The organism is Runella zeae DSM 19591 (assembly GCF_000423565.1).
Classification (GTDB): domain Bacteria; phylum Bacteroidota; class Bacteroidia; order Cytophagales; family Spirosomataceae; genus Runella; species Runella zeae.
Window position 1 is genome coordinate 130,747 of sequence record NZ_AUIF01000011.1, and the last position, 24,237, is coordinate 154,983.

The window sequence follows — 24,237 nt, forward strand, 5'->3', positions numbered from 1 at the left end:
TAGTCCTTACGACACAGCAGCGCATTATTTGTATCTTTCGCCTCGCTTTTTGTGAATCAATTGCTGCTACCTCGTTTTTAGAGAACCTATGGATGGATTATTAATATTGGAAGTCGGACGAAGAATCAAACAAAATCGTATCGAAAAACGCCTTACTTTGCAAGAACTAGCCGACAAATCGGGGGTAAGTAAAGGGCTAGTATCCCAAATCGAAAATGGGCGGAGTATTCCTTCTCTTCCCGTCATGTTTAGTATCATCCAATCTCTTGAGGTAGAAGTAAGCGAGTTTTTTAAAGGATTGAATCTTTTAGAGCCCACTATCCTTGTCCAGCGTAAGGAGGATTATATCCCTTTTGAAAAAGAAGACGCACAGGGCTTTAATTATCAGAGGGTCATTATGCGCAATCTCCCCGCAAGCACTGTAGATTTTGTTTTATTGGAACTTGCCCCACATTGTTTTCGAGAAGAAGTTACGACCGATGCCTACGAATATATTTATATCATCAATGGCGAAACCGATTATCTAATCAATGGCCAAGTTTTCACTTTGAAAGAAGGTGACTCCGTATTTTTTGACGGGCGGCTTTTACACGTGCCAAAAAACAACTCCGAACACCCCTGTAAAATGCTGGTTATCTATTTCTTTACCCAACATTAGTAGTTTTTCTTCTCTCGCCAAAGTCAAGCTATTTAAAGCGGAATTACGTTGAAGTCTAAATATGGTCATTATAATTTTTGTAAACATTTGTTTAAAATAAATTAACAAATAATGGATATTTGTACCCAATTATGAGTCTTCTGGCCCAGAAAACTAAAAATTTATCCATGAAAAGAAGAAATTTCGTAAAAAGCCTCTCTCTTACTGCCGCCACTACGCCTCTGATGAGTCATTCTTTGGCCAAAAAACCCGCCTTGACGATTGCGCACATTACGGATGTTCATATTAGACCCGATAGCAATGTACCCGCCCGTTTCATAAAATGCTTAGATGAAATCAAAGCCAAAAAAGTTGACTTTTTCCTTAATACAGGTGATTCTATTCATGCGGCTGATTATAAAGATATTACCCGAGAAAGAGTTTTAGAACAATGGGCTACTTGGGATGAATGTATCAAGCACCTGAGTGATTATGAGCTACATAGCTGCATCGGAAACCACGATCCTTGGTGGGCTGCACCTTCCAAAGAGGACGAAATGTATGGGGTAAAATACGCCGCCAAAAGAGTAGGGATGCCTTATCGTTATTATAGCTTCGTCAAAAAGAATTGGCATTTTATGGTGTTGGATGGCAATAATGCGGGCATATCACTTGATGAAGAACAAATGCAATGGCTACGACAACAACTACAGGCTGTACCTACAGGTCACTATGTGTTGCTGATGTCACATTATCCTATTTTGACGGTCACTTCAGCATGGGAAGGTGGACAACACAAAGATCACGCAATCCTCAAAAAACTCTTTTATGAACACAAAGATAAAGTAAGAGTCTGCCTAAGTGGGCATCAGCATTTGTTAGATAGCTGTACTTACAACAACGTACATTACTACTGCAATGGTGCCATGAGCGGGTTTTGGTGGGATAAAGGCGACGCCAAATCTGCCCAACCTTATTATTATCAAGAGACGCCACCCGGCTACGCTATTCTTAAATTATACGAAGATGGCAGGGTAGAAAACCAGTATTTTGAACATCATCACTGATTTCGCATTTCTTTACCATTTGGTCTATACTCACCCAAAAGCTTATTTCCCAGTTTGAGACAACTTTTAGGTGAGTATTTTCATAACGTTGAGTATCGTTTTTATTCACTTTTTACCACTTTCAAAGTGGCTCTTTTGTCGTCGACTATCACTTGTATCAAGTAGGCTCCCGCACTCATACCCTGCAACGAAATTCCTACCCGCTCCACAGACTCCTTCATCTTCATTTTATGACTTCTCAATTCTTGCCCCCCTGCACTCATCAAACGCCATTCAACCTCCTTGCCACTTTGACCTTGAATCATCAACTCAGCTCGCTCCTTGATGACCGGATTTGGATATAGACTCACCCAGTCAACCCCTAGCAAGACCTCCGCATTTGATACTTCCTGGAGTCCTTCTCGCCCTGCACAGTTGCTCAACGTCACCGTCTTGGAACCACTCATCGTGCGGCTACATCCCGACAAGGCTTCTATACCCACAACCGTGTAAGTACCCGCTGCCGTCTGATTGCCGAAGCTAAGGGCATAGCCCGTTCCAGATACCACACTCCCCATATTGACATTGCTCCGACGTAACTGATAATTGACACCCACCTGTGAAGCACTCAGGCCAACAGCAACCCCTACCCCTCCACTGCAATAACTTCCGCCCCCACTTACAGAATAGGCTGTCGGCTGACTGCCAATTACTACCGTACCCGAAATCGTACCACTTACGTTGTTACAGTATATCCTACCTACTACCGTGTAACTCCCCACTGACATGGGCACCACAAACGATAACTTACTTCCCGTACCCAATAAGGAATTGCCCACTGGACTACCATTTTTATACAATTGATAGATTACTCCCAACTGAGACCCAGATAATGATAAGGTCGCATTAGGAACATTACCACCACCACTCAAGCACAAAGCAGTAGGACTACTCAATGTAAAGTTCGCCAAAGAAGTAATTACGCCCCACTCTGCCAAGGTCACATAATCGGTACCGTTACATGAGGCATCTGATGTACAATTGGCTCGACGACCTTTGATGACGACCGAACTTGTGGCAGTGCTTCCTACCAAAGTACCTGCGGTATAAGCCACTGGACTACCCTCGTCGATAATCACTATAAAATCATCGCTACAGCCCACACCACCACTACCAGCTGTAAATGCAGCACTGACTACGGTACCTATACATATCGTTGAGACATTAGGCGTCTTTGTATTCAAACTTGGTGCTACGGGCTGTGCATTTACCGTGATTGTTGCTGTGCCACCTTGGGTTTGGCTGCACTGAGTCAAGCTACCATCTTTAACACTCACTACAGTATATATATAACCGCCTCTGTTGTTTGTACTTTGATTTACATCCACGCTATTACCATTAGTTGTTGTTACGGTCTGGTCGGTTCCATTATTGACTTTGTATGTAAATGTGTAGGGAGCTGTGCCAGCAGCCCCTGTAAAGGTAATAGACCGCGAAGTTGCATTCTGACAAACAGTGCCTCCGCCTGAAATAGTTGCTGTGGGCAATGGGTTCACTGTAATCATCCCCGTGGCGTTAACATTTCCACAACCACCTGTCAAGGGAATCGAATAGGTAAATATTCCCACTTCTGTCGGTGTGCCACTAATCGTAAGCATGTTCGCCGCCCAAGCAGCCGAAACCCCAGAAGGCAAACCTGTAGCTGTGCCTATGCCCGTTGCACCCGTTGTAGTGTGAGTGATAGATGTTAAGCTTGTATTGATACACACAGTGGGCGTTGAAGATGCTGCACCAACTGTGTTATTGGCTGCAACTGTAATACACACTGGCTCGCTGATGTCATAACATTGCTCATCAAGACAGGCATCAATGATTTGTGACAGCGTGAAGCCAGCGACATTGCCACAGCCATTATTTAACTCTAAATATGCTATGGTATAAACACAATACTGATTGGGAGCAGCAGTGGCAAAAAAAGCTTCTACTTCCTCTATGGAGGCATAAGAGACGATTGCTATATTATTTTGAAAAATAAAAAAAGCGCTGGTACCTGTTTGTCCTACCTGCCTCATGTCCACACTTCCCCCCTGACAGATGCTTTCTACATTTGACGAGAGTGTACCTGCAGTAACATTGGGAGGCGAAGTGAGTAGGACGGGGTTGTTTCCGTAGCTTGTCTCGCAACTTGGGCTGCCCTGAGTACGCACCTTAATGTTGTAATCACCAGCAGAAAGACCGCTAAAAGTGCTGCCCACTTGCCAATCGGTGCCGTTGTTGATGCTGTATTCTAACGCACCAGTTCCTGTGGCGTTGACTACAATAGTCCCCGTGGGCACGGCGCAAGTTGGTTGGGTGACGGTGGGAGCAGTGATGTTGGGAGGAGTACAACTCATAGTAAAGTTCAAACACCAGCCTCCAATGCTTCCTGTATTAGTAGCGGCATCATCTACTGCGTACAAATACCAAGTGCCATTTGGATTACTATTATTAAGAAGTGTTCCCAAAGATGTGGTGCTCGCGGAGTAATAAGGTCCCGCTGGAGCAGGGGCAGGGAAAACATCGGCACTTGCCTCAAAATCGGCCGGTCTGAAAGTTCCACTGACCAATGTCGTGTTGTCTGGTAATACACTTGCTGCACTTGAGTCGAGAATCAAATCAAGGCCTGTGACGGCATTCGTACCGCCAACATCAGACATAAAAACATATTTTTGACCGGTCGGAGAGTACAGCAGTAAGTCAATGGCATCAGGTGCGGTGTGCGTTAAGTTTTTCAGCGTAATCGTTACTTTCTCAATCGTACCCATTAGGCCCGATACAGAAATGCAGGAGGGATAAGGCATAGCCACCCCATTATCATTGATTGTAATGCCACCTTCGTTACAAAAGGTAGTACCAGTGGTGACAGTACTACTTGAGCAATCCGCATCATCATTCGCTATTATTCCAATACCTTGGGCGTCCCTAACGTTTGCCCCCGTTACATTGGTAATATTGACAAAAAAAGATTCATCTGGTTCAAATTTCAAATCACCATTAACAGACACCGTAAAGGTATACGTAGAGTTACCTTCTGGAATCGTCTGACTTGTCAATGATTTTGCCGTATAATCATTATCCGCTGTGGTGGCTGTATTATCAGCCGTAGCAATATCGAAAGACACCCCACCTGCTGGTGCAGGTTCACTAAGAGTAACACTAAAAGTATAAATAGTATTTCCAGCATTGCCTTCCCATGTGCTGGTAAGATTGATACTAAGATTTGGGGTTGCCCTCCCCACATATTCAATCACCACTTGCCCGCTACTCCCTTTGCCATTTCCGGCACCTCCTCCCAGCAAACTCCCCTTGCCACCCGGTGCACTAATCATTACAGCGCCAGCTCTGCCTACAGTTATACCTTCCTGAGCGCTTTTGGCAGCTATTTTGGTTCGGTATGGTCCACCGATCGGCACCGTATAAATATCAGTAGAATAGGGGTTTGCACTCAAGATGTAAGGCGCAGGGCTTTGTACAACTGAGGTTGTAGCCCCAAACAGAACGCTACCAATTAAAAAAAAAGCAATCATATAGCTTTGTTGTAAATTTGCTATCATTGGAATAAAGTGATTAGGAAAAAATCTAAACTTGGAGGGGTGCAGAGAAAGAGTTTAAAACGGAACAAACAGTGCCTTCAAAAGTCGGAAGTATATCCCAAAAAGGCTTCGCGTATTGTGCCAAAAACTTCGTGTATTGTGTCAGGGCTTCGTGTATTGTGTCAAAATCAAATATTTTCTCCCAAAAATTCCCATTTTTATTATTCAAACCCCGTGAATAGAAGATTCTGGCTTTATGCTTTGATCACTCTTTTGGGAAATGTAGCATTTACAATTTTTGCCCTATTATCAAGTGAATAAAAGAACCATTTTTAGAAAAAAGCGATTGGATAATCTGCCGAATACAATTTCTACGTTTTGGGCAAAAAATTTCGCTTCACTGTCCGTAATCAATCCTTTTGGTGTCCGTTTACGGACATTTTCATTAGCACCAACAAACACAAACATCTAAAAATCAACCCTCTAACAATGTGGTACATAATTTGGGAGTTAAATTGTTTTCGTTTGCATTACGTTCTATTTTGCGAGCGCTTTGCCATAGCAGCACTATGTTAAGATAGTCGTTTAAGTTTATCATTGTCACAATCCTCTTCCTAAACCTCATGCTACGAAATTATTTCAATGTTGCTTTAAGACAAATTCTTAAAAATAAGCTTTTCTCTTTTGTCAATTTTGCAGGATTAGCGGTAGGTCTTACTTTCTGCTTTCTTACGTTTATTTGGTATCGTTTCGAGCATTCTTATGACCAGCATTATCCTACGGCAAATAGGCTCTACCGGATGAATTATGAGCTTAATTTTACGGGTTCGGCTTTTACACTTTCACGAGCACCGGCTCCCTTTGGGCCTCTTCTTCAAAGTTATTTTCCTGAAATAGAAAAAGTGGCTCGTATGTATACTCGAAGCTTGAGTGTCAAAAACCAAGCAAAAAACCTTGAATTTGAATCTCCAGAAGTTTTTTTTGCTGACTCCACCGCCCTAGAAGTTTTCAGATTTGAAACGCTCGCCGGAAACCCCGACCACGCTTTACGGACTCCCTTTTCTATTGTTTTGACCGAAAAAACAGCCTCACGTTTTTTCGGAACCCAAGATTGTATAGGTAAGCAGCTGCTATTAGCCAATCGTGGTCCTTTTACGGTCAGGGGTATCGTACGGGCACTACCCGAAAACGCTCACCTAAGGTTTGACTTTTTGGTTCCTTTTCGCAACATTCCCGATGTAGAACCCGAATTTGCTCGCGCCAATATCCTAGAAGCGCTCGAAACCAACACCCTCGCTTCGTATGCTTCTACTTATGTTTTACTCAAAAACGGCACTCAGCCTTCTACTGTCAATGCTCGCTTCAAGCGTTTTGTGATGAAATATGGCCTGAAAGAAATGCGCGAAAAGCAAAACCTTTCACTATTTCCAGTGAGGGATATTCATCTACAATCTACCGCTCAAGACGAGTTTATGCCTCCTGCCAATGCCGATTTCTTACGCATATTTGCCCTTATAGGTCTGCTAATCTTGACCATTGCTATCGTCAATTTTGTGAATCTCAGTACTGCTTCCCAGTTGAGTCGGGTCAAAGAAATAGGCGTCAGAAAAGCCCTTGGCTCACAATCTCAACAAATCATCAGGCAGCTTTTAGCCGAAACCTTCGTTTTGGGGCTTCCAGCTTTTATTATTGCTTTGCTCTCGACTTCTCTATTATTAGACAAAATGGCCGTATTTTTTGGAAGACGTCCCCAATTTTCGTGGAACGAAAACCTCGAAATGTTCGGACTGTTCCTTGGGGTGTTTGTGGGAGCTTGTTTACTTGCTGGCATTTATCCCGCGCTATTTGCTTCTCGCTTTAAAGCAACTGATATTTTTAGAGGTACCGCCGCTGGCAAAGGGCAAGGAGGCAATTGGCTCACTAAAGGCCTCATTACTTTGCAATTTACAGTGACGATTGCCCTCCTTGCAGGAGCAGGAGTGGTACTATGGCAGATTCAGTACATGAAAAATCGCCCCCTTGGCTTCAACCGCAATATGGTGCTGAGAGTACCTCTTTTTAGCCAAAACATGAACAACCTTTTTTCTCCTGGCGACCAACAACTCCGGAATCGAACCAATGCTTTTGAAGAAAAACTCCTCCAAAATCCGCATATCAAAGCCGTAACTTTGGCTTCTAATTTACCTGGACGCGGAAATGTACGTTACCCTATTGCAACCGACAAAATCAAGATTGAGGATGGGTTGATGTTGCCTGTGATTTCGGTAGATTATGATTTTGCCAAAACCTTCGGTCTTAATCTAGTAGCGGGACGAGACTTTGATAAATCTTATGGCACCGACCATATTGAAGGCTTCATCATCAATCAACAAGCTATCAAAACCTTGCAGTTGGGAACGGCAGCCAATGCGATTGGAAAAACCATACAGCGAGGAGGTAAAAAAGGACGAGTAGTAGGGGTTATCACTGATTTTCATACTGAGAATCTACGCAACGCCCTCACTCCATTGATTATGGAAGTAAATACGGGAGCTTTTTCCGAATTTGGCATTAAAATGTCGGGCATTGACCCTGTCAATACCATTGATTTTATTGAAAAAACATGGCGTGAATTTTTCCCTGAAAAAGTATTTGAACATCGCTTTTTAGACGAGTCTATTGGCGATACGTATGCCGAAGAAGTACGCTTTGGAGTGCTTATAGGCGTATTTGCAGGAGTTGCTATTTTCCTGTCATGCTTTGGGCTATTCGGAATGATTGCTTTCGTAGTGCAGCGCCGTACCAAAGAGATAGGTATTCGCAAAGTATTAGGGGCCAATGTGACTAGTGTGGTTACACTTCTTTCGGCCGACTTTATCCGGCTTATTCTTTTTTCGATGTTGTTAGCGAGTCCTATTGCCCATTATTTTTTAGAAAAATGGCTTTCAGAATTTGCCTATCGAGTAGAAGTTCAGTGGTGGGTGTATGTAGTTGCAGGCTTGATGGTGATTGTCATTGCCTTGACTACCATTAGTTTCCATAGTATCAAGGCGGCCTTGATGAATCCCGTCAAATCCCTAAAAACAGAATAATTTGGTAGAGACGTTGCATGCAACGTCTCCACGCATGCAACGTCTCTACACATGCAACGTCTCTACCGTTAATCAATTCAAAACCTATGTTGCGAAATTATCTTAAAATCGCCCTACGAAATCTTTGGCGTCAAAAGATGTACAGCAGTCTGAATATCATCGGATTAGCAGTAGGACTAACGGCTTTTATTCTGATGTCGCTGTACGCAAAGCATGAGTTTACTTATGATAGCTTTTTCAAAGGAGCAGAGCGTATTGTCCGCATCACTTCTGAGCTTAAAACGCCAGAAGAACCGATGCAGATTGCGTTAAGTCCAGTATTATTGACCGATGCCTTAAATCGAGATTACCCCGCGATTCAGAAAGCGACTCGTCTCCAATCCATAGCTGCCACGGTCAAGTATGGCGACAAAATCTTCAATGAAGACCATGTGTATTATACCGACCCTACTGTTTTTGAGGTATTTTCTTATCGTTTCAAGGAAGGAAATAGTAAAGCGGCATTGGCTCATCCCAATACGATGATTGTGACAGAATCATTTGCCAAAAAATACGGCGGTCAAACCAATGTCTTTGGACAAATTGTTTATATCAACCAAATCCCTCACACCGTAACGGGTATCATTGAAGACTTGCCTTCCAATACTGACCTAAAAATCAACGCTTTAGTATCACACAATTTTGCCAATACCAAAACATGGATAGAAGAAGACTTATCAGTATTTACATTTGCCCTTTTTAAAACTACCCCTACTCTACGCTCACTGGAGCAACAACTCAACAAACTTAGCGAACAAAAAATCAGTCCAGAGTTTAAAAAAATGGGAGCTGAGGGGTATTCCTTGGTTTTTCATGCTGAAATGTTTGCCGATGTTCATTATAGTCAAGGAAAATTAGAAGATACCCCCAAAGGCAATAAACAATACGGCTACTTATTCTTGTTTCTAGCACTATTTGTACTGACCATTGCCCTGCTCAATTACATAAGTTTGCTCACTGCCCGCGCCGCCGAAAGAGCCAAAGAAGTAGGTGTTCGCAAAACCAACGGCGCAAGGCGTAGTCAGATTATCCTTCAGTTTTTGTTTGAAGCGTTGCTTTTGAGCTTTTTTGCGGTCATTATCGGAATCGTAATGCTAGAGAGTTGCATTCCAGGAATCAATCAGTTGCTCGACATTCGCTTGCAATTATCACTCAATGAAACGGTGCTTTGGGCAATCTCTACATTGGCTTTCACGACTTTGCTAGGCGGTGGGTATCCTGCATTAGTTTTATCAGATTTCAATCCCACTCAGGTACTGAAAGGGGCTTTTACTCAATCAGGGCGGGCATTAGGATTTCGGAGATTCATTACTACTTTTCAGTTTACTCTTACTGCAAGTATGATTGCGGGGGTATTGATTATTTATGCGCAAATGAATTTTCTCCAAAAACATCATTTAGGATTTGACAAAAACCAAGTGCTTGTGGTATCACTGCCGAGCGATTCATCTTCGCGGGCTAAAGGGCACGTTTTGGCTGCTGCTTTACGGCAGCGCAGCGAGGTTAGCGATCTTACAGTTGGCACAGGGCTACAGCCCGACGCTTTGGGAAGTACTTCTTTCAAGGTAGAGGGCAAAGCAAGGGAAGTCATGACAAAGTATAGCTTTGTTGACCCACGTTTTGTTCCGTTGTTGGGTATGAGGCTAGTAGCAGGGCGTAATCTTTCTGAAGATATTAGTACCGATAAAAAAGAAGCCTTTATCGTAAATGAAGCCTTCGTAAAAATGAGTGGCTGGAAACAGCCTCTGGGCCAATCGATAAAAGGTTTTATGCACGACGGCAAAGTAGTAGGTGTTATAAAAAATTTCCATTACTACTCTCTCCACAATGCCGTCGAGCCGCTTGTTTTGGTGTATAGTCACATGGCACCCAACAGCCTCATGCTTAAAATAAAGCCAGAACATCTATCGGTGGTTAAGTCTCTTTGGCAAAATCACTATCCTGAATTTCCTTTCGAGTATTCGTTTTTAGACGCCACCCTCAATCTACAATACCAAAAAGAGGCTCTGATGATGAAACTATTCAATGCCTTTGCTTTTCTGACGATTTTGGTTTCTTGCTTAGGATTATTCAGTTTGGTAACATTCACCACTGAGCTCCGTACCAAAGAAGTGGGCATCCGAAAAGTTTTAGGAGCTTCGGTAGGTAATATTACGGCTTTGTTGACCCAAGACTTTTTAAAGCTTATTTGCATAGCTATTATTATTGCTACTCCTCTTAGTTTTTATGTAATGAGTAAGTGGCTAGAAGATTTTGCCTACCGAATCACGATTCCATACTGGATTTTTGGGATTTCGGCGATTCTCACTTTTTCTATCGCTCTCTTTACAGTAAGTTTTCAGGTGGTAAAAGCCGCGCTGATGAATCCCGTAAAATCGCTAAAATCCGAATAATGTCCGTCGTCGAACAAAATGTGTCCATATTCGGACAATGAGTCAACACATCGTACACACAACTACCTGATTATCAAAACCCCTATTGGTTGGTATGAGGTTTGAGGAGGTTTATGTTTGCAGTTTGATAAAAGGATAAAAAACACAAAAGTATGGCACACATTGCGATTCCGATTCCGTCTCAGTTAGGTAGACAAGACATCGAAATCGAGGTCTCTATCAACGGCCAAAAACAAATGCTACATTATAGAGTGGAGTTGTTTTATTGGAATGACTGCGGGATTCCTACCGTCAACCGCGCCGAATGTTTGCGTCATATCCTTGCTACTTATGACCAAAATTGGCTCTTGTATTACATAGGTTCACCCACGGAGCAATTTATCCCTATTACTTTTATCCGAAAAAAAGAAAACGTCTTGATATCTCCTTTTCTTTATTCGCTTCTAAACCTTTAAGAACATGGCACATATCGCTATTCCGATTCCGACCCAACTAGGCAAGCAAGACATCGAAATCGAAGTCACTATCAATGGCCAAAAGCAAGCGCTTCACTATAGAGTAGAGTTGTTTTATTGGGACGACTGTGGCCTTCCGAGCGTAGATCGCGCCGATTGTTTGCGCCATATTTTATCCCAATACGACCACGATTGGACGTTATATTATATTGGTTCTCCTACAGATGAGTTTGTGCCTATTACGTTTGTAAAAAAAGAAGACCTTATCAAACAAAGGCAAATCCTTACGGGCAAACTGACCTAATATTCTCACAATCAGCATTGCTTTAGAGACAACATAACCAAACAATGGTTAATCGATAAACTATTAACTTAACATCCATGATACGCAATTATCTCAAAATAGCCTTCCGAAACTTGTGGAAAAACAAAACCTATTTGTTTATCAATCTCATTGGTCTTTCGGTCGCTTTTGGTGTCAGTATTTTATTGTTTTTGAGTGCTTACCTGCTATTGACTTATGATAATTTCCACGAACAAAACGGCGCTGTATATCGGGTATATCATAGAGTAAATTCGCCACAAGGTGAAGAGTATGGAAACTCTATGCCTTTGCCTATGCGTGGGGCGATGAAGGCCGAATACCCCGAAGTAAACTTGGCAGCTCGCGTAATGTCAGGGGCAGCTCAAATTCACAAAAACGATAAGCTCATCAATCAAGGTATCATTTTTACTGACCCTGATTATCTGCAAGTTTTTGGGTATAAGCTCCTCAAGGGCAACCCCCAAACCGCGCTCAATGATTTGAGCAATGTGATATTGAGAGAAGATATTGCTAAAAATATTTTTGGAGAACAAGACCCTATAGGCAAAACCCTCAACATCAGCCACGGCGACAAAGAGGTTCCCTATATCGTAAGCGGTATCATCGAAAAAGGGCCAGAAAATACCAGTATTCAGAATGAAATGTTGGTGAGAATCGAAACTGCAGGCGAATTTACTGACAATAAAGACCGCTGGGATGCTGACCAACATGCGCTCTACTTGAAATTAGACGACCACACAAGCCCTGCTACTTTTAACAAACGCTTAAAAGCTTTTACGGCCAAATACTACAAAAGCAATATCGAGCAACTCAAAAAAGAAGGTGCTAAAGCCGACGCCCAAGGTGATTTCATGAGTACTCGCATCATAGGGCTTTCAGAGAGCCACTTCGACAGCCGCATTGGCAATCAGGCTATTAGCAAAGTCTATCCTTATACCCTACTGATTGTGGGCGTGATTATATTGCTTATTGCGGCGATCAACTTCATCAACTTATCGATAGCAAAGTCTTTCACCCGTGCCAAAGAAGTAGGAATGCGCAAAGCTTTAGGGGCTTTCAAAGGGCAAATTGTGGGGCAGTTTTGGGGTGAAGCTTTTTTGATATGTATAGCCGCCTTTAGCCTGGGGTTATTTTTATCGTATGTATTGCTTCCTCATTACAATGCTATTTTTCGCTCTAGTTTATCTTTGAACCTGCTCCAAACACCGTCTTTGTTACTAAGCATTTTTATTTGCTTCGCACTTGTGACCTTAGTAGCAGGAGGCTACCCTGCTTGGGCAGTGACACGTTTTAATACGGTAGAAGTTCTCAAAGGAAAAGTAAAAGTCAGTGGCAGTTCAGGCGGAATTCGCAATGCACTTATCATTTTTCAGTTTACCATGTCGGTGCTATTGATTTCGTGTACCCTGATTGTCTGGACTCAAATCAATTATTTACGCTCCAAACCACTCGGTTTTAATACTACCCAAGTATATAGTATTCCTATTGGTCATGAAGTATCGGGCAAGCGTCTTCTGAAACATCTCAGAAATCGCCTTGCTAATCAGCCTCGTATCTTGAGCATGACAGGCTCAGATGTAAACCTTGGACGAGGACTTGACGGATCTTTTTCAAAATCGGTCTTAGGCTTTGAGCAAAATGGAAAAAGCCTAAAAACCAATATGCGCACCGCTGATTATGACTATGCCAAAACCCTCGACCTTAAACTTTTACAAGGGCGGGAGTTTTCGGAAGCCTACGCAGCCGACACCGCTTACTCAGTGATTATCAATGAAGCGATGGCAAAACAACTGGGTGTAAAAAATCCTTTGGGGGTGATTCTCAATACCGACGAAAAACACAAAGTGATTGGAGTAGTTCAAGATTTTCATTTTGAATCCCTGCACCGACAGATAGAAGCCGTTTCTTTTTTTATGAATGGGTTTTCTATCAATTATATTTTTGTAAAAATCGCACCCGACCACGTCGATGAGACGATTGCATTGCTCAAAAAAACCTACGCCGAGCTTGCTCCCAAATCCGAATTTCAGGGATCGTTTTTGGATGAAAACGTCAACAAACAATATCAACGCGAAGAACGCCTCTCAAAAATATTTTTTAGCGCGGCTACCTTAGCCATCATTCTTTCTTGTTTGGGCTTGTTTGCAATAGCCATCATGGTTATCTCCCAACGCACCAAAGAAATTGGGGTTCGCAAAGTACTTGGAGCTTCGGTTTTCAGCATTACGGCTCTTTTGTCTGCTGATTTCCTCAAAATGGTGGGAGTCGCTATTGTTATAGCCTCTCCAATAGCATGGTGGATTATGGATAAATGGCTTACCGATTTTGCGTATCGCACTTCTATCCAATGGTGGGTGTTTGTGGTAACGGCTCTGCTGGCAGTAGGAATCGCAATCGTTACCATAAGCTTTCAGGCTATCAAAGCAGCTCTCACCAACCCTACTTCTTCTTTGCGCTCAGAGTAGTTTTATTCGTAAATAAATGCCCAAAGTCCCCTAGAAAATCTGCGAATTTTCTAGGGGATTTTTGTTTGATTCCAACTTTTCGAGAATTACTTGCGTCTTACCCATACAAACGTTAACCTTTTTTAAAACGATGAAACCGATTATCTTTTTAAGTCTTTTTCTTGTCTTTGCCTCTGCGGCTTGTGATTCGAAGGTAAATCCTGAAGACACCAAAACTTCTAAAGCTAAGTTGGTAAATGCTTTGCCAGTGGATGGCTGTGGGTGGCATTTCTCGATTGAATCGGACAAAGAAACCATCCAACTTTTGCCCAACAATGCTTCTAAAGAGAAAGTCAATACCCTCATTCAAACTGCGGAAACCACTCATGGAGTATATATGGTAGATGTAGAAATAACTTATCGATTGACAGGTCAAAAACAATCTGTACAATGTGGGTGGGGTAAAACTAGCGAATTTGATGAAATCGATGTTCTCCAAATCAAATCTCTAAAATAGTCCTATGAAATCTTTGTTAGTAGTGATTTTGCTGAGTGCTTTTTTGGGATGCGAAAAAGAAATCCCTAGTGATTGTATAGAAAAACCAGTTTCCGATGTTGGGTGCACCTTTGAATATGCACCTGTGTGCGGATGCAACGGCAAAACTTACGGAAACGCTTGTGCAGCTAGGATTGTTGGAATCAGAGTAGTGTCTCAAGGTGAATGTAAAGGTAAATAACAATTTTTTCAATAATAAAGCTATGAAATCATTATTTGTTGTGATGTTTCTTGCCGTTTTAATAGGCTGTACCAAAGAAGAAACCATTGAAAACGACTGCGTAGAAAAGCCTAATCCAGACAGGGCATGTTATGCACTCTACGACCCCGTATGCGGGTGCAATGGCAAAACCTACGGCAATGCTTGTGAGGCAGCCAACGTAGGTATTAGAGTGGTGTCGAAGGGAGAATGTAAAGCAAACTAAAAAGCTCAACATCAAACATTTAAGCTTTTTTAACAAACCCAACATGGGTTTTGTGCGTACCTTGCAAGGCCATTTTAAACGCACAAAACCATGCTTCAAAACTACTTCAAAATTGGTTGGCGCAACCTCCTTAAAAATAAGGTATTTACCCTTATCAATATCCTTGGCCTGTCTGTTGGGCTTACTTTCGCGCTATTGATTGGCACTTTTATCTGGGATGAGTCGCAGATAAATACTGATTTGAAAAATATCGACAATCAGTATGTGCTACAAAGCAAGTGGAAGCAGCCCAACATGGGCATGGAAATTACGACCATAGCCCCTCTAGCCAAAACCCTCAAAGAGCAATATCCGAGTTTGGTCGAAAACTTTTATCGTTTTGATGGTGTATCGACTACGGTTTCCAAAGGCAACAAACACTTCAGAGAAGATATACAAATTGGCGATTCTACCCTGCTCACTATGTACGGGCTGCCTCTCCTCGATGGCGATGCTCGTACCGCTCTTAATCAGCCTTTTTCGGTCATTCTTTCGGAAAAAACAGCCTTGAAATATTTTGGCAAAACCGATGTAGTAGGGCAAAGCATTCAAATTGAATCTTTTTCAAGAGAACGAAAAGATTTCATAATAACCGGCGTGTTGGCTCCTATTCCTTACAACTCCGTGACTCAATTTGTAAGCACCGAAATACCCCTCCTTCTAGCAATGAGCAGTTTGGCGTATTTTGGGCGTGATGCTTCTATTACCACTTGGGACAATGCCTACATCGTCAACTACATAGAACTAAAAAAAGGAGTAAAACCCGCTCAACTTCATAAGCCCATTGCTCAACTTATTGAGAGCCATGCATCGCCTGTGATAAAAGCCAATTTAGAAGTCACCCTCAAACCTCTAAAGACGGTCTACCTTGATAGCAACAATGGCCTTATTTGCAAGACATTGCTTACCCTGAGCCTTATAGCGGCCTTTATTGTATTTATGGCCATTGTCAATTTTGTAAATATTTCCATAGGAAGTTCGTCGACCCGTCTGAAAGAAATCGGCGTTCGGAAAGTGTTAGGTAGCAAAAAAAAGCAAGTAATTAGTCAATTTTTGACCGAATCTACGCTTATCGCGCTTTTTAGTGCTTTTTTTTCTTTGTTTTTATACCAGCTTACACGACCTATTTTTGGTGAAATTGTGGGCAAAGAAGTGCGTTCTATTTTCAGTGCCCTGCCTTTCTTTGTGATAAGCGCCCTAATCCTTGGACTCATAGTGGGGCTGATAGCCGGAGCCTATCCTGCTTTTGTACTTTCTTCTCTTCCTTCGATAGATTCTATCAAGGGAAAACTAAAAACCGTCAAAGAAAAGCACCTCTTTAGATACTCACTGATGAGTACTCAATTTTCCATTGCTTTGTTTGTATTTGGGGCAGCGATTATTATTTCTCAACAAGTCAGTTATTTTTTCGACAAAGACTTGGGCTACTCAAAAGAGTCTATTATATGGGCGGCTACTCCACGCGATTGGTCCGCTGCGGGAGTTGAAAAAATGCAAACCATTCGCAAAGAACTCACTCGCTTACCAGATGTACAGGAGGCAACTTTGTCTTATGAGATTCCTAATGGGAAAGCAGGCTTTCAGACAGGTCTTTTTCGGGCAGGGCAAGATTCTACCCAAGCCGCTTTTGTCCCTATTTTACAAACAGACGCCCACTTTGCACGTACTTACCAAATTCTGATACTCAGCGGTTCTTTTTTCCGTCCTGTAGATTCTTCCAACCCCTCTGACCAAATTGTACTGAATGCCAAAGCAACCAAAGCCTTGAATTTTGCCTCGCCCGAAGCAGCCGTAGGGCAGCGAGTCAGGTTACAGGGATTTGCGCAGGTATTTACAGTAATAGGCGTAAGCGACGATTTCCATTTTCAATCAATGCGTGACAATATCGTCCCTCTTGTATTTATTCATCTCAATACACTCAACAATTACCGCTATTTTTCATTCAAAATCAGGTCGAAAGCCCTCAATAAGTCTATTGCTAACATCGAAAAAAAGTGGAATGAATTATTGCCCGGAGCGCCTTTTGAGTTTAGTTTTTTGGATGATATGCTTCAAAACTTATATCAGACAGAAATAAGGCTAAAAAAAGCAGCCCAACTCGCCACTACACTCGCAATTGTGATTGTGTTGTTGGGGGTCATTGGTATGGTATCGCTGAGTGTAGCACGCCGAACCAAAGAACTCGGCATTCGTAAAGTATTGGGAGCCTCAAGCATCAGTTTGGTAATGTTGTTTTTAAAAGAATTTTTAATCGTCATTGGTATTGCCTCGTTAGTGTCTTTGCCTTTGGTTTTTATTGTCATGAATCAATGGCTCCAAAACTACGCCTATCGTATCGATATTGGCTGGGTTTCGTTGATAGGCATTACGTTTGCTTTGGGAATTTTGATTGTTTTTTTGGTAATTCTTCAAACTTTTAAAAGTACTTTAACCAACCCTACCGAGGCCTTACGGTCAGAATAACAAACTTTTACATTTCGTTTACATTCTTTTACAGGGTATTTTCTTGTGTTTGGGAAGGGCAATCTATTTTTGTTTCGAACAAAAATCAACCAACACAATGAAAACAATCAAAGCAATCATCGGGGGAATTTTTCTCGCTAGTCTGACCACCATTTGGTGTCAAGGCCAAAATCATTTTAACAGCTGTTCGGCGGCTTTTTTAGACAACAAACTAGTCGTTAACGCATACACCCCCACTGGTAAGTGTATACTTTCGCAAACTGCCAAAGGTACCCTTACCGTGGCTGAGGCTACCTACAAAAATAAGCAATGGCATCAAACTGCCCCTGTCGAATTTATGGTAGCAATCCGCGATAAAGACACCCATACCTTAACTACCTTTTCAAAGGAAATTTATCGTTCGCTCGACATTCAAAATGTGATGAAGTTCTGCCGCAAAGGTGACCGTATTGTACTTCTCACAACAAGTACTAAATATGCGCTGCCTCACAATGAAATTTTGGTTCACTAAATACACGTCTCTCTATCTTATGAAATTATCCCTGTATGCGTGGGTCGTTGCGCTGTTAGTGACAATCGCCCCTAGTGTTTTTGGTTTTACTGAGGATTCAAACGACAATAAGCCTTTTGTAAGCTCGCTTGTTTTGAATGGAAAGCCCCTCGATTATGCCCATTTTTCGGTGATAAGCAAAGGCAAACTATCGCTCATCAAAGGCAATCCCTATGCTTTAGAATCCTCCACGAAAATTCCCTTTCGGATTTATCTCAAACGCGGCCATGAATATCTGAATGCGGGCTTATCTTCTACCACTCGTGAAGTACATGAGGTCGAAATAGCCCACATTCTAGATTTAGCTAGGTTTGGAGATGAACTTATCATTGAGCCAATCCACAAAAACCATCCTCCTAAACATACGATTAAACTCACGCGGTATTTTGTTAATGATATTTTTAGACCACTTTTCTGGAAAAACAAAACCGGAGACGGTTGTTAAGGCTAAGTACCAAGGCGCAAATTGACTTTCCAAGTTTATAAATTTACTGATTATAAAACTTGGAAAGTCTAAACTAATTTTGCTCATTTACTTTTAGCTATATTTAACACAGAATCAGACTTTGATGGCCATAAAACGATGATGTATAAATTGGTAATAGTAGCTTCTTTTGTAGGGCTAAGCCTACTGTTTGGAGCCTCAATTTGGAACACTCCAAACAATCCAGCTCGGCTCGACGAAAAAGTAAATCTTGCCCTACGGCGTACGGGTCATTATCTGTTGTTGGCTAGTGGCGATTCTATCTCCAAAATTCCCGTTGTAAAAAAAACAAGTCCCAACACTTTTGTTTTACAACTCAATAATGCCTTCAATTACAATCAATTGCCGTCTATTTTACAAGAATCTCTCAAGTTGCATCAAATCTCGCTCAACTACGATGTAGTAGTGCGAGATTGTGACACAAAAGAGCTTCAATTAGGTTATAACTACCTAGACTATACCCAAAACCACGAAGTCCCTTGTGGCGGGCGCACCCAAGACAAAGGATGCTTTTATGTCCAAATAATTTTTGAAAATTCTGCGTCTAAGGCAGCCACACCCCTTACGACGTGGTGGACAGTGGGCTTAGGACTCATCATGCTAGGCGGCACTTATATGATTTGGCGAAAAAGACAACCTATACAGCCCTCTCTCTCTCCTATTGCTCCTTCTCTCACCTCTGAGCTTATCAATGTAGGTCAATCCACTTTTGATTTTGAAAATCAAGTAATCTATACTAATGGCATTAAACACAATCTCACTTATCGAGAAGCCAAACTACTTCATTTATTTGTGACTCACCCCAACCAAGTCTTAGAGCGGGATTTTATTCTCAAATCAGTATGGGAAGACGAAGGCATCATAGTAGGCCGTAGTATTGATGTCTTTGTATCGCGTTTGCGAAAATTGCTCCAAGAAGATTCCTCTCTCAAAATTGCGGCGGTACACGGCGTAGGCTACCGATTCGAAACTACCTGACAATCTTTTGGTTTCAACGATACACTCTTCTCAAAACAGATAGGTGGGTAGGTCATGATGTTTTTTTGACCCACAAATTCGCAACATTGTTGCATAAATAAACTTTCTTGTCTTATATTTGCAACAATGTTGCACAAATAAACGTATCCATGAAAAAACATTTCTTCCATTATCTAACAGTCGCTTTAGCAAGTACACTTATCATAAGCTGTAACAAAACCAGTGAAGTAGATCCTTCTGATGATCCTTTGGAATACAAACATTTGCGGGTAGTAGTCAATGATGAAGTATCAAAAGAAGTCTTTATAGTAACTCCTCGAACGGGCGAAACCCAAAAATTTGAGACGGCATTTCCTAAAGCTTCACTTTACGTAACTGAGTCTGGACGTTATGCGAGTGTAGTACATCGGGAAAACAATCTTGTTCAATTTTTTGATTCGGGTCTTGAGTACCACGGAGACCACATTGATGTAAAAGGAACTCCTAAATGGGCTGCTATGACAGGCGAAAGTTTAGCACCTACTCATTTTAAAAGCAAAAGTGATGAAGTCTTGCTCTTTAATGACGGCGATGGCACTTTGAGTGTGGGCAAGGAAACAGACTTCCATACCACGGGAGCCAAGCTCAAAATCATTAATGCTAGTAAAACGGCACACCATGGAGCAATGACGAAATTTAACAATGGTAACTATGCTGTTACCGAAAAAGATGGTTCTGTAGCTGGCGTTTTACCCGAAAGAGTACGTATCATCAATGCTTCAGGACAGGAAATTCACAAATCTACCGTCCAAACGAAGGGAATCCACGGCAATGCTAGTGACGGCAATGTATCAGTATTTGGTTCGGCTAGCGGAATTTTGGTAGTAACTCAATCTGGCGAGCAGCGCCTCATTGCACATCCTTCAGATTTTGGAACAGCTTGGTTTGGTACAATTTTAGAAGCTACCAAATCACAAAAATTCATTGGATATACTGCCGCCAAAGGAGCCTATTTGATTGACGTTGTCGCAAATACGGTAACTCCCATTGTACAAAGTACCGACATCATGCAATGCAAGGTGGATTATGCCGGCAATCGTCTTGTAGTACTGCTGCATAGCGGCGAAGTACAGATTTTTAATTTGAGCAACAACACCTTGCTAAAAACAGGTAATGTTATGCCGGCCATCCAGAAAGATGAAGTACAAAAACCTCAGTTGGAAGCAACTGATAAGTATTTGTACATCACTCAACCTAAAACAGGCGAGCTTCTACAAATTGAAATTGCCAATCTTACCAACAAAAAAACGATTAAAGTCTCCTCAACCCCTTACCGCCTCACGCTCCTCGGGCATGAAAGTAGTGAAGACCACTAATTCCCCAAGGAGCATAATCAATAAAAAAGCCACCTTCTTACGATAGGTGGCTTTTTTATTGATTATGTTTTTATCGACTTCCTAAACAGCAGGAGCAGAGTTCATCACTTCTGTTTGTTTACGAATAGAAGCCATGTGAATCAGTTCAAACAATTCTTCCACAAAATCAGGATAAAGGTTCAATTGTTTTCCTAAATCCGCCCGATTTTTGCGAAGTTGACGCCAACGATCCATTTGTAAAACAGCTACGTTGTTGTCACGCTTGTATTCTCCAAGTTGCTCAACCAACGACATACGGTGGCTCAAAATTTCAAGCAACTCACGATCCAGATTGTCAAGCTTGCCACGGAGGTTTTCCAAATTGCCTTGGTAATCAGTACCGTATTCAGCTTTACGAACGTGAAGTTCATGAAGCATTTCGCCTAAAGCAGCTGGAGTCAACTGTTGCGCAGCATCTGACCATGCTTTGTCTGGGTCGCGGTGCGATTCAATAATAAGCCCGTCGTAGTTCAAGTCTAAAGCACGTTGCGCTATTTCAAACAAGTAAGCGCGTTTTCCGGCCATGTGGCTTGGATCACCAATGATAGGCAACTCAGGAAACATCGTTTTCAATTCGATAGCGATATTCCACATGGGCGAGTTACGATACTTGGTTTCTTGGGCATTAGAAAACCCACGGTGAATCGCTCCCAACTTTTTGATTCCAGCGCGATTGATACGCTCAAAAGCTCCAATCCAAAGAGCTAAGTCTGGATTGACAGGGTTTTTGATCAAAACAGGCACATCCACACCTTGCAACGCATCCGCTAAATCTTGAACATTGAAAGGATTAACGGTGGTACGAGCTCCTATCCACAGAATGTCTATTCCATATTTGAGAGCTAGTTCTATATGTTGAGGGGTAGCTACTTCAACAGCCACAGGCAAACCTGTTTCTTTTTTTACAGCAGCAAGCCAAGGCAAAGCAGCCTCTCCCATACCTTCAAAACTTCCGGGGCGCGTGCGAGGTTTCCATACGCCTGCACGAATAACGTTTGCATACCCTTGAGCTTTGATTTGGGTTACGGTTTCCCAAACTTGCTCTTCGGTTTCGGCACTACATGGGCCGGCAATGACGAGCGGTTTACCTCCCGTATCAACCCACGTGCTCATCGGTAAAACTTCCAAGGTGGCACTCATAATAGAGAAAAATTAAAAGAATTAATTAAGTACAACAATCTGATATTAACAATTTGAATGCTAAGCACAACTTTTGTAATTTTGCATTTGTTTTATTGTCATAACAACAAACACAACTAAAAACTATGTCTATAAGTGTTGCTTCTCCCCAAAAGGGTGTTTCATTTGAAGACACTTCGGTAGCCTTTTCTTCTAAGTCAAATTTTCAGCTCAAAAAAACCTTTTGGCTATTTGCTTTGATGAATCGAACTTGGCTTGTAAAATTAGGAACTTTTTTTATAAAACTTGCTCTTTTATTACGACTTCCTATTAAAAATCTTATAAAATCAACTCTCTTCGGCCAATTTTGTGGAGGTGAAAATATAAAGGAGTGCGAAAAAACCATACAAAATTTGGCTAAATCCAAAATTGGCACTATTTTAGACTACTCTGTTGAAGGAGAAGACAATGAAAAGAGTTTTGATAAAACCACTAGCGAAATTCTTCTAACAATCCAAAAAGCCAGTCAATCAGACGCTATCCCTTTTTCTGTTTTTAAAGTGACGGGCATTGGTTCCACTGAGCTTCTTGAAAAAATCCAATCTGGTCAGCCACTTAGCTCCGAAGAAGAAGCGGCTTACGATCGCCTCAAAGCAAGGGTTGATTCTCTTTGCAAAAAAGCCCATGACTTAAACGTTAAAATCTTCATAGATGCCGAAGAAAGTTGGATACAGGGGGTTATTGACGACTTGACTTATAAGGCAATGGAAAAATATAATCTCGAAAAGCCCATTGTCTACAATACTTTCCAGATGTATCGCCACGATATGCTAGAAAACTTTCAGAAAGCCGCTCGTGAAGCTAAATCAAATGGGTATTTTTTAGGAGCAAAACTAGTCAGAGGGGCTTATATTGAGAAAGAACGCTTCCGCGCTCACGAAAATGAATACCAAGACCCAATCAATGCTACCAAAGCTGATACCGACGCTGACTACAACAAGGCTATTCTTTTTTCTCTTGAAAATCGTGACACTGTTTCTATTTGCCTTGGTACTCACAATGAGTATAGCTGCTTGTATTGTGTAGAATTGATGGATAAACTTAATATTCCACACAACGACCCACACGTATGGTTTGCCCAACTCCTTGGCATGAGCGACAATATCTCCTACAATCTCGCTCACGCTGGATATAATGTAGCAAAATACGTCCCTTATGGACCAGTGGAAGCGGTCATGCCCTATCTGTTTCGCCGTGCAGCAGAGAATAAATCCATTGCAGGGCAGAGTAGTAGAGAATTTTTGCTCATCAAACGCGAGGTACAACGTCGCTACCAACAGAAAGTTGTCCATTAACCAAAAGTCATGACTCAATCCCAGAAGAATCCTCTCAAGTATTTTTTATTTGCTCTCCTACTCATCGGATTAGACCAAGCCTCCAAACTGCTCGTTCATCATTATATGTCACCGGGCTTTGCGGGTCAAATCCGTATTATTGGCGATTGGCTCAAGTTGTATTATGTCACCAATCCTGGCATGGCATTTGGAATGCAAATCGACCACGAATATGGCAAACTTTTCCTGACGGTTTTTCGACTAGGAGCCATGGTCTTTATTGCATGGTACATGATTAAACTCGCTCAAAAGGGGGCTTCTAGTGGTCTTCTTTGGGCAATGTCTATGATTTTGGCAGGTGCTATCGGCAACCTTGTAGATAGTATTTTTTATGGCGTCCTTATTGGCAATGCTCCTTATGGCTCGCCTACTCCTTGGTTTCACGGACAAGTAATCGATATGGTATTTGTAGACTTTTGGGAAGGTTTTGTGCCAGAGTGGGTTCCTGTATGGGGCGGACAGTATTATACTACACCTATCTTCAATTTTGCTGATGCTTGCATTTTTGTAGGGGTATGTATTATCTTGGTTTTTCAAGGCACTTTCTTCCCCAAATTGGATGAAGAGGAAGAAGAAACTCCTTCAGAAAAAACTATTACTGCTACTGAAGAGGCTTCTGTTGAAGAAACTTCCGATCACCTTCCCTCTTCATCAACACAAGACCACGCACCCGAAACCAACGAGGCAGGCGTTGTTTCAGCAGTTTCAAAATCAGAAGAAGCACCTCATTTAGAAGAAAACAGCACCCTGGCTTCAACGACTCCAACACCACCCACTGACGACACAACCAAATAAATTTTATATATACTTTTCAAAAACTGTATTATTTCTAAACAATAATACAGTTTTTTTT

19 protein-coding genes are annotated in these 24,237 nt (G+C 41.9%); 17 read left to right on the forward strand and 2 right to left on the reverse strand.

What is annotated here, in order from left to right:
• The first annotated feature begins 88 nt into the window (after positions 1-88).
• Both G563_RS0104070 and G563_RS0104075 read left to right on the forward strand, forming a co-directional pair.
• Positions 89-658: a helix-turn-helix domain-containing protein gene (locus tag G563_RS0104070; protein WP_028664184.1), complete on the forward strand. Its 570-nt coding sequence runs from the start codon at positions 89-91 to the stop codon at positions 656-658.
• 167 nt (positions 659-825) lie between these two features.
• Positions 826-1,704 (forward strand): metallophosphoesterase family protein, encoded by an 879-nt coding sequence (locus G563_RS0104075; RefSeq protein ID WP_028664185.1) that lies wholly within the window; start codon positions 826-828, stop codon positions 1,702-1,704.
• Between the two features lie 101 nt (positions 1,705-1,805).
• Here the strand turns inward: G563_RS0104075 and G563_RS0104080 are convergent, their stop codons facing one another.
• The gene (locus G563_RS0104080) at positions 1,806-5,276 is read right to left on the reverse strand and encodes a T9SS type A sorting domain-containing protein (RefSeq protein WP_028664186.1); all 3,471 of its coding nucleotides are present in this window, start codon (positions 5,274-5,276) and stop codon (positions 1,806-1,808) included.
• A 602-nt stretch (positions 5,277-5,878) separates the two neighbouring features.
• Between G563_RS0104080 and G563_RS0104100 the strand changes: the two genes are divergently transcribed.
• The 13 genes from G563_RS0104100 (at position 5,879) to G563_RS0104155 (ending at position 20,832) form a co-directional block, all read left to right on the forward strand.
• Positions 5,879-8,326, forward strand: a complete 2,448-nt coding sequence (locus G563_RS0104100) for an ABC transporter permease (protein ID WP_028664188.1) — start codon at positions 5,879-5,881, stop codon at positions 8,324-8,326.
• Positions 8,327-8,412: 86 nt separating this feature from the next.
• Entirely contained in the window at positions 8,413-10,758 is a 2,346-nt protein-coding gene (locus G563_RS0104105; RefSeq protein ID WP_028664189.1) for an ABC transporter permease, read from the forward strand.
• A gap of 152 nt (positions 10,759-10,910) precedes the next feature.
• Complete coding sequence (locus G563_RS0104110; RefSeq protein WP_028664190.1) at positions 10,911-11,213, forward strand: hypothetical protein; 303 nt, start codon at positions 10,911-10,913, stop codon at positions 11,211-11,213.
• A gap of 4 nt (positions 11,214-11,217) precedes the next feature.
• A complete protein-coding gene (locus tag G563_RS0104115) occupies positions 11,218-11,517 on the forward strand; it encodes a hypothetical protein (protein WP_028664191.1) in 300 nt (99 codons plus the stop codon).
• Positions 11,518-11,594: 77 nt separating this feature from the next.
• Positions 11,595-14,003: an ABC transporter permease gene (locus G563_RS0104120; protein ID WP_028664192.1), complete on the forward strand. Its 2,409-nt coding sequence runs from the start codon at positions 11,595-11,597 to the stop codon at positions 14,001-14,003.
• Between the two features lie 130 nt (positions 14,004-14,133).
• Positions 14,134-14,499, forward strand: a complete 366-nt coding sequence (locus tag G563_RS0104125) for a hypothetical protein (protein WP_028664193.1) — start codon at positions 14,134-14,136, stop codon at positions 14,497-14,499.
• Positions 14,500-14,503: 4 nt separating this feature from the next.
• Positions 14,504-14,719 carry a Kazal-type serine protease inhibitor family protein gene (locus G563_RS37590; protein WP_084650754.1) on the forward strand — a complete coding sequence of 72 codons (216 nt, stop codon included), beginning with the start codon at positions 14,504-14,506 and terminating at the stop codon, positions 14,717-14,719.
• Positions 14,720-14,741: 22 nt separating this feature from the next.
• On the forward strand, positions 14,742-14,963 hold the full coding sequence (locus tag G563_RS0104130; protein WP_028664194.1) for a Kazal-type serine protease inhibitor family protein: 222 nt from the start codon (positions 14,742-14,744) through the stop codon (positions 14,961-14,963).
• Between the two features lie 90 nt (positions 14,964-15,053).
• Positions 15,054-17,465, forward strand: coding sequence for an ABC transporter permease (locus G563_RS0104135; RefSeq protein WP_028664195.1), 2,412 nt, complete (start codon positions 15,054-15,056; stop codon positions 17,463-17,465).
• Positions 17,466-17,562: 97 nt separating this feature from the next.
• The gene (locus G563_RS0104140; protein ID WP_028664196.1) at positions 17,563-17,976 is read left to right on the forward strand and encodes a hypothetical protein; all 414 of its coding nucleotides are present in this window, start codon (positions 17,563-17,565) and stop codon (positions 17,974-17,976) included.
• A 19-nt stretch (positions 17,977-17,995) separates the two neighbouring features.
• Positions 17,996-18,460, forward strand: a complete 465-nt coding sequence (locus tag G563_RS0104145; RefSeq protein ID WP_028664197.1) for a hypothetical protein — start codon at positions 17,996-17,998, stop codon at positions 18,458-18,460.
• 138 nt (positions 18,461-18,598) lie between these two features.
• The gene (locus tag G563_RS0104150; protein WP_051210749.1) at positions 18,599-19,477 is read left to right on the forward strand and encodes a winged helix-turn-helix domain-containing protein; all 879 of its coding nucleotides are present in this window, start codon (positions 18,599-18,601) and stop codon (positions 19,475-19,477) included.
• Positions 19,478-19,626: 149 nt separating this feature from the next.
• Positions 19,627-20,832, forward strand: coding sequence for a hypothetical protein (locus tag G563_RS0104155; RefSeq protein ID WP_028664199.1), 1,206 nt, complete (start codon positions 19,627-19,629; stop codon positions 20,830-20,832).
• 81 nt (positions 20,833-20,913) lie between these two features.
• Here G563_RS0104155 and G563_RS0104160 read toward each other — a convergent pair whose 3' ends face one another.
• Positions 20,914-22,011: a chorismate mutase gene (locus G563_RS0104160; protein WP_028664200.1), complete on the reverse strand. Its 1,098-nt coding sequence runs from the start codon at positions 22,009-22,011 to the stop codon at positions 20,914-20,916.
• Positions 22,012-22,136: 125 nt separating this feature from the next.
• On the opposite strand from G563_RS0104160, the gene G563_RS0104165 reads away from it, so the two are divergent.
• Entirely contained in the window at positions 22,137-23,345 is a 1,209-nt protein-coding gene (locus G563_RS0104165) for a proline dehydrogenase family protein (protein ID WP_028664201.1), read from the forward strand.
• A 9-nt stretch (positions 23,346-23,354) separates the two neighbouring features.
• Positions 23,355-24,179: a lipoprotein signal peptidase gene (locus G563_RS33675; protein ID WP_051210750.1), complete on the forward strand. Its 825-nt coding sequence runs from the start codon at positions 23,355-23,357 to the stop codon at positions 24,177-24,179.
• Positions 24,180-24,237: the final 58 nt, after the last annotated feature.

Excerpts from the sequence above, each read along its gene's own strand:
- G563_RS0104070 (WP_028664184.1), top strand. The coding sequence starts at position 89 with ATGGATGGATTATTAATATTGGAAGTCGGACGAAGAATCAAACAAAAT.
- G563_RS0104075 (WP_028664185.1), top strand. The coding sequence starts at position 826 with ATGAAAAGAAGAAATTTCGTAAAAAGCCTCTCTCTTACTGCCGCCACT.
- G563_RS0104080 (WP_028664186.1), bottom strand. The coding sequence starts at position 5,276 with ATGATAGCAAATTTACAACAAAGCTATATGATTGCTTTTTTTTTAATT.
- G563_RS0104100 (WP_028664188.1), top strand. The coding sequence starts at position 5,879 with ATGCTACGAAATTATTTCAATGTTGCTTTAAGACAAATTCTTAAAAAT.
- G563_RS0104105 (WP_028664189.1), top strand. The coding sequence starts at position 8,413 with ATGTTGCGAAATTATCTTAAAATCGCCCTACGAAATCTTTGGCGTCAA.
- G563_RS0104110 (WP_028664190.1), top strand. The coding sequence starts at position 10,911 with ATGGCACACATTGCGATTCCGATTCCGTCTCAGTTAGGTAGACAAGAC.
- G563_RS0104115 (WP_028664191.1), top strand. The coding sequence starts at position 11,218 with ATGGCACATATCGCTATTCCGATTCCGACCCAACTAGGCAAGCAAGAC.
- G563_RS0104120 (WP_028664192.1), top strand. The coding sequence starts at position 11,595 with ATGATACGCAATTATCTCAAAATAGCCTTCCGAAACTTGTGGAAAAAC.
- G563_RS0104125 (WP_028664193.1), top strand. The coding sequence starts at position 14,134 with ATGAAACCGATTATCTTTTTAAGTCTTTTTCTTGTCTTTGCCTCTGCG.
- G563_RS37590 (WP_084650754.1), top strand. The coding sequence starts at position 14,504 with ATGAAATCTTTGTTAGTAGTGATTTTGCTGAGTGCTTTTTTGGGATGC.
- G563_RS0104130 (WP_028664194.1), top strand. The coding sequence starts at position 14,742 with ATGAAATCATTATTTGTTGTGATGTTTCTTGCCGTTTTAATAGGCTGT.
- G563_RS0104135 (WP_028664195.1), top strand. The coding sequence starts at position 15,054 with ATGCTTCAAAACTACTTCAAAATTGGTTGGCGCAACCTCCTTAAAAAT.
- G563_RS0104140 (WP_028664196.1), top strand. The coding sequence starts at position 17,563 with ATGAAAACAATCAAAGCAATCATCGGGGGAATTTTTCTCGCTAGTCTG.
- G563_RS0104145 (WP_028664197.1), top strand. The coding sequence starts at position 17,996 with ATGAAATTATCCCTGTATGCGTGGGTCGTTGCGCTGTTAGTGACAATC.
- G563_RS0104150 (WP_051210749.1), top strand. The coding sequence starts at position 18,599 with ATGATGTATAAATTGGTAATAGTAGCTTCTTTTGTAGGGCTAAGCCTA.
- G563_RS0104155 (WP_028664199.1), top strand. The coding sequence starts at position 19,627 with ATGAAAAAACATTTCTTCCATTATCTAACAGTCGCTTTAGCAAGTACA.
- G563_RS0104160 (WP_028664200.1), bottom strand. The coding sequence starts at position 22,011 with ATGAGTGCCACCTTGGAAGTTTTACCGATGAGCACGTGGGTTGATACG.
- G563_RS0104165 (WP_028664201.1), top strand. The coding sequence starts at position 22,137 with ATGTCTATAAGTGTTGCTTCTCCCCAAAAGGGTGTTTCATTTGAAGAC.
- G563_RS33675 (WP_051210750.1), top strand. The coding sequence starts at position 23,355 with ATGACTCAATCCCAGAAGAATCCTCTCAAGTATTTTTTATTTGCTCTC.